The organism is Candidatus Polarisedimenticolia bacterium, from assembly GCA_036001465.1.
In the GTDB taxonomy this organism is placed as follows: Bacteria; Acidobacteriota; Polarisedimenticolia; order Gp22-AA2; family Gp22-AA2; genus Gp22-AA3.
In genome coordinates, this window is sequence record DASYUH010000015.1 from 20,677 (window position 1) to 32,853 (window position 12,177).

Sequence of the window (12,177 nt, forward strand, 5' to 3'; positions counted from 1 at the left end):
GTGATACGATTTTTCCCGCCATGGAATCCCGCAAGCCCGAAACCAGCACGGAGGCGCCGCCGGAGCGGACCGCACCAGGGGAACGCTCCGCCGTCTACCGCTCCTTCTGGCGGAAGCTCGACACGGCGCTCAGCGCTGTCGAGGGCGGGCACGACCTGACCGCCGCTCTCGACGAGATGCTGCGCACGCTGCTGAAGGACTTCCCGCAGGAGCTCGGCTTCGTCGCCGGCCGGCTGTACGAGAAGCTGGACGACAGCCGCTACGTTCTGAGGCGCTGGTACGGCGACAACCCGCCGGACAAGCTGGGCTACGCCGTGCCGATCACCTACGCCGCGGTGCAGGAGCTCCTGGAGCGCGGCATCATCGTCATGAAGGAGACCGATCCCGGCTTCGACCACACCATCGAGGATCCGCTCGGCGTGACGGTGTTCGCGGCCATGACCATCGGCCGGGACAACCAGTACCTCCTGTCGTTCAGCATCGAGGGGGACTTCAACCGCGAGAAGACCCTGTACCTGCTCTCCGCCGTTCAGCACGTCATCGGGCAGAAGATCCGCCAGCAGCGGTTCTACAACGTCATGGAGGAGACGCGCCAGATCCAGCTCTCCCTTCTCCCGAAGGGCCCCCCCTCCTTCATGAACTACGACGTCCACGGAAAAACGGTGCCGGCCGAGGCGGTCGGCGGCGACCTCTACGACTTCATCCAGTACTCCGACCGCATCCTCGGCATCGCCGTGACCGACGCCTCGGGTCACGGCCTGCCCGCGGCTCTGCAGGCGCGCGACGTCATCACCGGCCTGCGCATGGGGATGGCGGAGCATCTCAAGATCGTCAGCACCATCGAGCGGCTGAACAAGGTGATCAACCGATCGACGCTCGTCACCCGGTTCGCGTCCCTGTTCTACGGGGAGCTCGAGCGCAACGGCAACTTCATCTACTGCAACGCGGGCCACCCGCCCGCGCTGTACTGGCACGACGGCCTGTTCCACGAGCTCGACCAGGGGGGGATGGTCCTCGGGCCCGACCCGGACGCGCGCTACGAGCGCGGCTACCTGAGGCTGCGGCCGTCCGACGTCATCGTGATCTACTCCGACGGGATCACCGAGGCGCAGAGCCCCGAGGGGGAAGACTTCGGCGTGCCCCGCCTGCAGGGGCTCATCGCGGATCACAAGACCCTCACGGCCAGGACCCTGACCGATCTGATCTTCCAGAGGGTCGACGCGTTCACCCGGCGCGCGCGCCCCCGGGACGATCAGACCGTCGTGGTCGTCCGGCACCCCGCCTGAGCGGGGCGCCCGCCCAAAAAAGCGTGCGATAGTGGGCGCGTATGAATGAATTGCCCCGAATCGCTCCCGCGGAATCGCCCGCGTCTGCCTATGCCCGGTATTCATACTGGCTCGAGACCTGCGGGGACGACCTGACGCCGAGGCCCCCGCTCGACCGTTCGATCGACGTCGACGTGGCGATCCTCGGGGCCGGGTACACCGGCCTGTGGACCGCCTACTACCTGCTCAAGCAGGATCCCTCGCTGCGCGTCGCGATCGTCGAGCGGAAGATCGCCGGGTTCGGCGCGTCGGGCCGCAACGGCGGCTGGTGCTCGAGCAAGCTGAACATCAGCCTGGACCGGATCGCCGAGATGTACGGCCACGACCGGGCGCGGGCGCTGCAGAGCGCGCTGTACGACACCGTGGACGAGATCGGCCGCGTCTGCCAGTCCGAGCGGATCGAGGCGGAGTTCTCGCGCGTCGGCGCTCTCTTCGTGGCGCGCTTCCCGTACCAGGCCGCCCTGATGCGCGACTACGCGCAGATGTTCGAGCGCTTCGGCTTCGGCGACCGCCAGGGCCTGCTGAGCGCCGCCGAGACCGACGCCCGGGTCCGCGTCAAGGGGACGCTCGGCGCCTGGCGCTGCCCGCATTACGCCCACCTGCAGCCCGCCCGCCTGGCACGGGGGCTGGCGCGCGCGGTCGAGCGGCTGGGCGGCAGGATTTACGAGGAGACGGAGGTGACCGCGATCCGGCCCGGTGGACCCGGGACGCGCCCCGGCCTCCGGACCGGGCGGGGTGACGCGCGCGCCCGGGCGATCGTCCTGGCGGGCGAGGCCTACCTGACACGCCTCCGCCCCCTGCGCCGGAGCGTCCTCCCCGCCTATTCCCTCATCGTCCTGACCGAGCCCCTGAGCGACGCGCAGTGGGAGGAGATCGGCTGGCGGGGGCGCGAGTGCCTGGCGTCCTTCCGGCTCTCCATCGATTACCTGGCGCGGACGGGGGACGGGCGCATCCTGTTCGGCGGACGGGGTGCCCCCTACCGCTTCGGCTCGGCGATCGAGGACGCCTTCGACCGCGACCCGGGGACGCACGAGATGCTGCGCCGGTTCGCGCGGGACTGGTTCCCCTGTCTCGGAGAGACGCGCTTCACGCACGCCTGGGGCGGGCCGCTCGGGATGCCGCGCGACTGGATGCCGAACGTTCTCTACGATCGGGAGACCGGCATCGCCTCGGCGCGGGGCTACACCGGGCACGGGGTGTCGGCTTCGAATCTGGCCGGCCGGACGCTGTCCGACCTGCTGGCAAACCGTCGCAGTGCCCTGACCGACCTGCCGATCGCCGGGCACCGATCGCCCCTTTGGGAGCCCGAGCCGCTGCGCTGGCTCGGCGTCCGCTACGTGCAGCGCGCCATGGCCCGCCTGGATGAGGATGGGGAGCGCACGGGCCGGACGCCGGCCGGAGCGACGCTGGCCGAACGCCTCAGCCGTCACTGAGTCGGCCCGCCGGCTGCCAGGAGCGTGCCGGAACATGCGGCCGCACTCCCGGGTCCTCAGAACGCCTGCCCGATCGAGAAGAACAGTTCCCCCCGCGACTCGTCAGGCTCGCGATCGAGGATGGCGCCGTATTCCACGCGGAACGGGCCGATCGGCGTCGCCAGGCGAAGCCCGAACCCGGCGACGTGGCGCACGTCCCGGACGTCGTACTCCGTCAGCGTTCGATAGACGTTGCCGGCATCGTAGAAGACGACGCCTCCCAGCATCCGGAAGATCGGAAAGCGCAGCTCCTGGTTGAAGACGAACAGCCCCTCGCCGCCGACCGGGTCGCCGTTGACGTCCGGGCCGAGGTGGTCGCGCTTGAAGCCGCGCACGGTCGTGTCGCCGCCGGCGAAGAAGCGCTCGGTGGGAGGCACGCCCGACAGCGCGTCTCCGGTTGCGGCCGGGTCGTCCTTCGAGCGCCCGAACGGGATGGCGGCTCCGGCGCGCAGCGCCTGGGCCCAGACGGTCCGGGGAAACACCTGCTTGAAGCGGTAAATCTGGGCGTACATCTTCACGAAGTCCGCCTCCGAGCCTATCCCGCGACCGAAGAACTGCACCTCGCCGCTCAGGTAGTGCCCGCGCAGGGGATCGAACGGCGCGTCGCGCGTGTCATGCAAGGCGGAGGTGGCGAGGCTCGCCAGGCGCAGCGTCGACCCCTCGAAGGCCGCCGTCGTATCGGAGAGGTCCACGTCCTTGAGCGAGAAGCGGTACAGGGTGCGTGTGGCGCGCGTGATGCGGCGGCTCATCTGGATCGATGACCCGATGGTCCGCACGTCGAACGCCGGACGCTTCTCGTTCTCCGCGAAGGCCGAGGCCAGCAGGTCGTGACGACCCCCGAAGAGCCCCTTCTCGCGGTACGACAGGGCGCCGCGCTGCTGCACGTCGCTGGCGCGGGCCTGCAGGCCCAGATAGCGGCCGCTTCCAAAGATGTTGCGGTTCGATATCTCGTACTGGCCGCGCAGCTTCTCTTCGCTGTCGTACCCCAGCCCGAACACCTGCGTCAGAGGGGCCAATTCGCGCACCGACACGAGCACGTCACGCTTCACGATCCCCTGAGGTGCCGCGCTCTCCGGCGGGCCGGCGGGGAGGGGCTCCGGCTCGACCGCCACCGATCGGAACACCCCGCGTCCGTACAGTCGTGTCTGGCTGGCCTGCAGCTCGCCGCGGCTCAACGACCTGCCCGGCTCGACGGTCAGTGCCTTCCGGATCACCTCGTCGTGCGTCAGGACGTTGCCGGCCACTCGCACGTCGCCGACCATCTGATGCCGGCCCTCCTCGATCACGAACAGCGGCTGCTCGACGACAGGGTAGTCCGCGGGAGCCGGGGCCTCCGCGGCGCCGGCCTGCATGGGGCTCCGGGAGATGCGGGCGTCCGGATACCCGTGCACGTCGTACAGTCGGCGCAGGCCGACGATGGCCGCGTCGATCGCCTCCGCGGTGTACGGCTCCCCCGGCTTGAACGCGACCGCCTTGTCGAGCAGCGCGGGGTAGAAGGCCCTGGCGCCCTCGAAGCGCGCGGGGCCGAACACCACCCGGGGACCCTCCTCGATGCGGAACGTCACCTCCGCCGTGCGCCCCGTCTCGTCGAGGACCACCCCGGGCGGAGGGACCCTGGCGAAGGGGAAGCCGCGCGACAGGTAGAGCGACAGGACCGCGGCGGCGTCCCGCGCCAGGATCGCGTCGCGCACCAGGCCCCGCGTCAGCGGGCCGTCGGGGACCGTCCGGAGGACCTTGCGGATGTCCTTCTCCGCCATCCGCGACGCGCCCTCGACGCGCACCTCCCTGGCCCGGGTGCGAGGGCCGCGGGTCACGGTGAAGCGGACGCGAGCGAGGTCCGGATCGTGCCGCTCGATCTTCGAGGCGACCGAGGCCTTCTGGTACCCCCGGTCCTTGAGGAGCGTCTCGACGCGGGTCCGCGCCTGCTCGACGATGTCCTCCATGAACAGGCCCTTCTGCCACAACGGCTCGATCTCCAGGCGCAGCGCGGCCCGCCCCCGGGTCCCGTCGAAGACGATCGCGACGCGCGGTCCGGACCGCACGTGAAAGGTCATCTCGGCGCTGCCGTCCGCCGCCCGCGTCTCGTGGTAATCGACGTCGGCCATCAGGTAGCCGCGATCGCGGTAGCTCTTCAGGAGGCGATCGACGCCCTGGTTGATGGCCGAGCGATCGCGCGGCCTCCCCTTCCGGACGCGCAGGATGCGGCGCACCCTCGCCTCCCTCATCCTCAGGACGCCGTCGATCTTGATAGTCCCCAGGATCGGCGGAGGAGGGGGGGGCTCGACGATCCCCGGCAGCACTGGCGGCTTCCCCCTGAGGATGTATTTGAAGTCACCGCCGATGGAGCCGTCGCGGTCGCGCAGGCTGGCGAAGTGAAAGTCGCGGCTCAGGGCGTAGTCGAGCTGGTAGATCGCCCCCTGGGTCGAGCTCAGGTCGCTCGAGTAGGCCACGAAGAGATCGGGCGTGACCTGCTTGCCCAGGGTGATGCGCGTCGTCGGATCGCCCTGGGCGTTCGCCTGCAGTGGATCGATGCTGAACAGGTCGATTCCCGCCCGTCCCGTCATCCGGTCGGTCAGCTCGCCGGTCAGGCGCCCGGTCAGGTAGGAGGAAATCGTCTCCTCGGCGAGGCCCCCCCCTTCCTGGCCGAAGGCCCCGAGGGTGCGCCCGGTGAGCAGGAGGGCCACGATGTCTTGCTCGGGCAAGGGCGGGTTGCTCGACAGCTCGTAGCGGAAATCGCCCATCGTCCCCTCGGCGTGGAGGGTGATCTGGTATTCGGAAACGTGGGTCTCCGCCTGCAGGTCGTACACCGGGTCGATCACCTCGGGATCGGTGAAGTCCATGCTGCCGGCGAGGACGCGGTAGGACACGTTGCGGAAGCGGATGGTCCCTCCCTCGACGGCGGTGATCCGGCCGGACAGCGTGGGGTGGTCCGAGGTGCCGCGGACGCGCAGCTCCCCCTGCCCCTCGATCGTGCCGAAGTCGTTGCGCAGCCAGGCGTCCTGCTGGGCGCGGATCAGGAGGTCGAGATGGATGCCGGCGAGCGGACCTCCGGGCTCGGCCCGCAGAGAGTCCCCCGCGCGCGCCGGACCCATCCCCTTGTCCAGGCGAAAATCCTTCCCGTACACGCTGCGGATGAGATCGATCGTCCCCGAGAGCCGGGTCTCTCCGCGCTCCCGGCTCAGGGTCACGTCCACATCCGACGTCGAGCGCAGGCCGTCGGGCAGATCGGCATGCACGTTCGCCCCCTGGAAGCGGACCGCGGCCCGGCGGATGGCGAACGGCGACTCCGATCGCTCCAGGTCCCCCAGGAGCACCTCGCCCGTCCCCTGCACCAGGCCGCCTCCCGCCAGGAATTCGAGGGTCTCGATCTTCAGGCGGTTCTCCTCGAAGACGGCCGCGGCATGCAACCGGCTGATCGGGAATGGCAGGTCCGGGTGGCGGATCGCCTCCGCCTCCGCCTGGAGGCTCCCCTCGAACACCGGGGACGCCAGCGGGCCCCCCACCTGCATGGAGAACTGCGCCGTGCCGCTCGCCTGGAGTCCCTTGACGAAGAGGCGCAGGAGCTTCAGGTCGACTCCGCCGGAGGCGGCGAAATCGATCAGGCCGGCGGCTCCGGGATCCAGCATGCCGCGCAGCTCGACCTCGCTCCCCTCGCCGCCGAAGGCGACCGGAGCGAGGGCCAGTTTCCCCTCGTGCAGGGCCACCTCCATGGGCGCCCGCGCCACGAGACGCATCCCCGCCATGGAGACCTCGACCCGATCGAGGACCGCCCGCGCCTCGAGTCGCTCCGGGGAGGCCAGAGGGCCGCGTGCCTGGACCTCGCCCGACAGCAGGAGGCGCGCGTCCTCGGGCGAGCCGTGGACGATCTCCTGGCCATTGAGCTCCGTCCCGGACAGGACGGCGCGGAGGTCGGACGGCTCCTCGGCGCCGAACCCGATCCGGCCGGTGATCGACAGGCCGCGGGCGGGCGCGTGCAGCTCGAGCCGGGCGGCGCGGCCTTCGAGATCGAGCCGTCCCCGCACCTCCCCGATGCGCGCGCCGCGCGCCTGCACGTCGACGGCCTGAATGGTGATCGATCCCCCCGGCGCCGCCAGGGCCCCTTCGATCCGCCCCTCCAGGGACGCCGTGCCCTGGAGCCCCAGGGCGCGCGCCTTCGAATCGAGGGAGAGATCCAGATCATGGCCGTTGAGCGCCAGCCCCGCCGGCGCCTCCCCCTCCGCCGGCAGCCAGTCGCCGGCGACATAGGGGATCCGTCCCTCCACCGCGAGACGGCCCGGTCCCCGGGAGAGTGTCACGGCAGAGAACTCGAGCAGGTCGGGCGTGAAGATCAGATCGCCCTGCAGGCGATCGAACTCCAGCCCGGCCAGGGCGAACGGCGCCGACTCGACGGTGGCCCGTCCGGCCAGGGCGTCCGGCCGGCCGGTGATGACGACCGGGCCGGTCAGTCGCCCGCGCGCCGGAGCCGGGATCCCGAGAGCCGCCAGCGCCGGCTCCAGCGGAAAATTCGTGGCGGCGGCTTCGACTGTGACCGATCCCTCGCCGCCAAAATCGATGCGCCCGTGCAGCGTCACGTACGACGCGTCGTCGAGCCGCAGGTCCCCCTCCTCGAAGGCCAGGGCGCCGTCGTGGTAGGCAATGCGCGCCCGCAGCGATCCGATCGCGACGCCCCGGTAGGTCAGGTCGAAGCCGCGCAGCGTTCCGTCGAACTCCACGCCCGCCTTGCCGTAGCCGAGATCGCCGTCCCATTCCCAGCGGCCGCCGAGCAACCGCGTGATGCGCACGAGCGCGCCGTCGTCTTCCGGCACGGCACCTGACCGGGCCGCGACGGGGGTCGCGGCCGTGCGGACAACCCGGCCGTGATTCGAGGACCGCGAACGCGGGGGGCGCGGCGGCCAGGAGGCAAGGAGTGTGTCCGAGTATTGGCCCGGCCGAATACTCGGACCCACTCCTAGCTGTACAAGTGGCAGGATGACGGCCTCGATGCGAGGGGCGCGGCGGGTCGCGGGACGCGCGGCGGGACGTCCCCCGGGGTCCTTGCCGCCCGGTGGTCGCGCGTCCGGGCGCGGCGGTTTCCTGCCGGGGGGCGCAAAGAGCGGGAGGATTTCCGTCAGGTTTCCGGTGCCCCCCGTGAGCTTCAGGCGGATGCCTTCGCCCGGCGCCACCGTGCCCGAGAACCCGGCGCGGGTCGAACCGGCGCGCAACGACCCGTTCGTGAGCCGCAGGGAGCCCCCCTCGGTGACGAGCCCGGCGGTGACCTCCAGCGGCAGGTCGTTTCCGCGTCCCGAGCGGTACTGGCCGACGGCGTCGAGGACACCGGAGCCTCGCAGGCTGGCGATCCCGCCGCTGCCGATATGGTGCCGGCCGCTGTAGTGGATCGTGCCGGTGAGAGGCGGCCCCGTCCAGGCGGCATGCTCCAGGACCTGCGCCACGTCGACGCCGTCGACACGCAGCTCGGTCTCCGCCTCGAAGCCGCCTCCGGTGAGGGTGATGTCGGCCGATCCGGTTGCTTCGCCGCCGAGAAGGTGGGCCCGCAGGCCCCGCAGGTGCACCGTCTCGTCGATCAGCACGTCGCTGCGCAGGGTGCCCACGGAAATTCCCCAGAGGCCGAGGTTGCCGATCTCGAGGCCGCCGCGCGCCTCGGTTTTCCCGCGGCCCAGGCTGCCCTGGAGCGAGACCCGGAGCTGGCCGGCGGGTGCCGAGCCTTCGGGGAGGAAGCGCGCCAGCCGATCGAGCTGGACGGCTCCATCGAGGGCGCCTTCGAGAGCGGGCGGGCCGTCGAGGCCCAGCGTGGCGCGGCCCGAGAGATCCAGGCCGTCGGCGTGGATCGCCAGAGGATCGAAACGGACCTCGGCGGGCGAGGCCGTGAAGGCGGTGTCCCCGCTGAGACCCTGCCAGGCGCCGCCCGGTCCCTGGTAGTCCCCCTTGTCGAAGGACATGCGGCCCGCCACCCGGCCGGCCGGCCCGGGGCTGGCATCGAGTCGCAGCCCGGCCAGCCGGGCCCGCGACCTGCCCACCAGCTCGATGTCCGCGACACCGTCCTTGATCGCAAGCGACGAGCCGGCCGGCACCGCGGCCAGCCACGCCGCGGAGCCGCCAAGGCCGCCGGCCCCGGGCGAAGCCCCCGGACCGCCTGATCCCCCGGACGCACCGCCCAGCAGGGAGGAGAGGTCGAACGGCCGTCCCTCGGCGAGAAGGACCTTGACGCTCGGGCGCTCGATCCGGACGGTCACCGGGCCGGGCCTGGCGCGCAGGAAGGTCAGAATCGAGGCGCGGACCGTCAGGCGGCCCGCGGAGGCGGTCGCCTCCGAACCGCGGTTGCCGCGGCGTTCCACGTCGATCGATTCCAGATGGATTCCGGCGGGCACGAGCTCGAGGGTGAGCCGCCCGATGCGCACAGGGGCTCCGCAGAATGCGCTGGCGCGCTCTTCGAGGACCCGGCGCAGCCTCCCCTCGCCCCAGCGCTTGGCACGGGGCAGCCCGAAAACCGCCGCGGCGATCACGGCGGCGACCGTGAGCGTGAGTGTCGTGAGGCGACCGCGGGTCACGGCGAACTCGGATCCCGGCAGCTACGGCGCGGAGACACGGACCCGCGTCCCGTGGGCCTTCCAGGTCCGGACGAACGCGCCGAGCGCGTCGAGTCGGCGGCGGACCACGACGGCCATGAACAGCTCGTACGCGACCCACGCAAAGTAGACGAGGGTGACCTCCGTGTGCAGGTGGGGGCGGACGAGCTGGAGACCCCAGAGGCAGAAGATCCCGCCCGCCTCCAAGATGTGAAAGGACATGTTGGAGAGGAGCAGGAGCCCAAGCATCGATTGCGCTACGGTCAGCAGGATCTCGGACCGCTGGAAGTCGTCGAACGGGATCGTCGACGGCGCCCCCACGCTGAAACTATAGACGACGGGAATCATCGCGGCGAGCATGGTCCACTGGTTCACATTGGCCGAGACCATGTTCATCAGGGCCATCGGCGCCTTGCCCGGCCGCCGCGCCCAGTACAGGGCGCTGATCTTCTCCGGGAACTCGGAGAGGAACGGCGCGACCCACTGGATGAACAGGTATTCCGACACGCCGAAGAAGACCGCGAAGCGCAGCATGCTGTGCAGGAACGGCTCGGCCGCGATGAACAGGATCCCGCCGCCGACGACGAAGAAGAAGGTGATCACCAGGATCTGATTGCGGCGGGACAGGCCCATGACGCGGCGCGGAATCGCCTCGAGATCCGCAATCTCCTCGGCCTCCCGCGGCGGCACCTTTTTGAGCACCCAGAGATACAGGATGTAGAGCCCCATCAGGACTCCGGCGTCGACGAGCGTCAGGGTCCCCTTGAAGTAGATGAACAGGAAATAGAGGATCGGCGGGCCCAGGGCGAGCACCTCGATGCAGTGCTCTTCTTCGAGGTGGATGGTGCGCAGCAGGCGCCGCTCGCGCGCCCAGGTCCCGAGGGCGGCGACGAAGTAGATCAAGGGCCACCCGAGACCGACCAGCAGGCGCAGGGACCCGGTGAAGTTCGCGGTCATGAAGTGAATCTGCTGCGACCAGGCGATGACCGCCTCGACGGCGAACTCCGGCAGCGCCTGGAGCCAGGCCAGGATGGCGAGCGCCATGCCCTGCGACACCAGGAACTGCGCGCATTCGGCGCCCCAGGAGATCATGAACGCCGAGAAGACGACGGCGGGAAACGGCCACGCGTTGGCCCAGAAGCCGCCCAGCCCCTGCGGGGCCGCTCCCGGAGCGAGGCTCGCGACGATGGCCAGCGCGCGGCGGCGGACGCGATCGCGGGGGCCGGAGGAGACGGCGTCGGGCGCCTTCGGGCGTTGCGTCGGCTCGCTCATCGGGCGCGTATCTTAGCACGCCCGAAGCGCGGGTCCCGGCGCGGCCGGGAGCCTGTCCGACCATACGGACGGGCTCCGGGGAGCTAAATTGGAGTCCACGATTCGGAGCAGGTCATGCCGGGCGGCACCGGCGGTCTATCTTCGCGAGTGAGGACTCGCGGGCACCCGGGAGGCTGCCCTGCGCGGCCCGGCCGCTCACGGAGCGGCCCGCAGCTCGAAGGTGGCGGCGGCGGACGGATGAAGCGCTGCCGGGCCGAGATCCTCCAGTGTCGCGACGACGGTGTAGCGCCCGAAGGGCAGGAGATGGTTGTCGCGCGTCAGCAGCCGGATCGGGGCTCTCAGGACGAGCGTGTCGTCCACCAGCCGGAACTCGAACGGCGGAGCGCAGCCGCAACACCCGCCGCCGTCCGTTGCCCGTGAGAGACGCACGACCTCACCCGCCTCGTTGGTGAGCGACACGCGCGCGCTCCTGCAGCCGTCGAAGGTGAACACGAGCGGGTCCGCAGTGCGGTTGCGCAGGGTGAAGAGCGCTGTGACCGTCGGGGCGGCAGAGGGGTCCGTGGCCGCCGGGTCCTGCCGGTAGTCGGCCCGGTCGAGAGAAAGGGAGGTCGTGTACGGTAGCCGGGGTAGCAGTTCGCCCCCGACCTTGGCCCACAGAAGGTCCATCGTGAACGGGCCGAAGAAGCTGTCCTCGACGCGGAGCACGAGCCCCACACCCGGTGCGAAATACTCGCCCAGAACTCCGGCGTCAAAGCAGCCTTGGAGGAAGTCGACGCGCACCACGTCGGCGAAGCGGCCGGCCGGGACCTCCACGACTCCGCTGCGGCTTCCGATTTTCGCGGTCACGCCATCGTGACAGAAATCGACCGGGTTGCCTGGAGGGAGCGGCTCCAGTTTAAAGGTCCAGGTCGTGCCGACGGGGGCGTTCAGGAGGTACCACAGGTTGTCCTCGGTCCCGTCGGGATTGAACTCCGACACGACGCCGTCCCGCGAGGTCGTGACCGGACGGTCCGGAGAGACTTCGGGCGGACCGAGATACCCTCTCAGGGTGAAGTAGGTTCGCCCGTTCGGCTCGGTGACGCGGTCGAGCACCTCGACGCGCAGGAGCTGGCCGGAGTATATGCCGGTGAATCCGTAAACCCATTCGTTTCCCACCTGGAGCGGGAAGTAGGATCCGCGGTGCGACATGGGCGGGTCGGGCCCGGCCGGCACAGGCCCCGGCCACAGGCAAGACAGGGCACACGCGGCGGCGGCAAGCCGGAGAATTCTCTTCGGAGGCACGCTTTTCCTCCCCTGGCGCGTGAATCGATCGCGCAGATGCGGCAAGATGCCATGAATCTACAACCCCCCAGGGTTGCTGTCAATTTCATCCCCGCTGGACCCGGAACTCGGATCGTTGCCTGACAACCAGGGGACCGACTCCGAATCGTGGGCGGTTGTATAGGAGCCTGTCCGAGTATTCGGCCGGGCCGGCCCAATACTCGGACAGGCTCCTAGCGAAGCCTACGGCCTCAAACCGACGAGCGTCCAATGACTTGACTGGCA

At 70.3% G+C, this 12,177-nt stretch carries 5 protein-coding genes; 2 read left to right on the top strand and 3 right to left on the bottom strand.

The annotated features are described in order from the left end of the window. Nucleotides 1-20 precede the first annotated feature (20 nt). Both VGV60_03880 and VGV60_03885 read left to right on the top strand, forming a co-directional pair. Complete coding sequence (locus VGV60_03880) at nt 21-1,286, top strand: PP2C family protein-serine/threonine phosphatase (GenBank protein ID HEV8700395.1); 1,266 nt, start codon at nt 21-23, stop codon at nt 1,284-1,286. 50 nt (nt 1,287-1,336) lie between these two features. Then, the gene (locus tag VGV60_03885; GenBank protein HEV8700396.1) at nt 1,337-2,758 is read left to right on the top strand and encodes an FAD-dependent oxidoreductase; all 1,422 of its coding nucleotides are present in this window, start codon (nt 1,337-1,339) and stop codon (nt 2,756-2,758) included. Between the two features lie 56 nt (nt 2,759-2,814). Here the strand turns inward: VGV60_03885 and VGV60_03890 are convergent, their stop codons facing one another. The 3 genes from VGV60_03890 to VGV60_03900 form a co-directional block, all read right to left on the bottom strand. Further along, a complete protein-coding gene (locus tag VGV60_03890; protein ID HEV8700397.1) occupies nt 2,815-9,342 on the bottom strand; it encodes a translocation/assembly module TamB domain-containing protein in 6,528 nt (2,175 codons plus the stop codon). Between the two features lie 21 nt (nt 9,343-9,363). Beyond that, nucleotides 9,364-10,632, bottom strand: coding sequence for a hypothetical protein (locus VGV60_03895; protein ID HEV8700398.1), 1,269 nt, complete (start codon nt 10,630-10,632; stop codon nt 9,364-9,366). A gap of 195 nt (nt 10,633-10,827) precedes the next feature. Beyond that, entirely contained in the window at nt 10,828-11,913 is a 1,086-nt protein-coding gene (locus VGV60_03900) for a hypothetical protein (GenBank protein ID HEV8700399.1), read from the bottom strand. Between the last annotated feature and the right edge of the window lie 264 nt (nt 11,914-12,177).

Coding starts and splice junctions, on each gene's coding strand:
- VGV60_03880 (HEV8700395.1), top strand. CDS start 21: ATGGAATCCCGCAAGCCCGAAACCAGCACGGAGGCGCCGCCGGAGCGG.
- VGV60_03895 (HEV8700398.1), bottom strand. CDS start 10,632: ATGAGCGAGCCGACGCAACGCCCGAAGGCGCCCGACGCCGTCTCCTCC.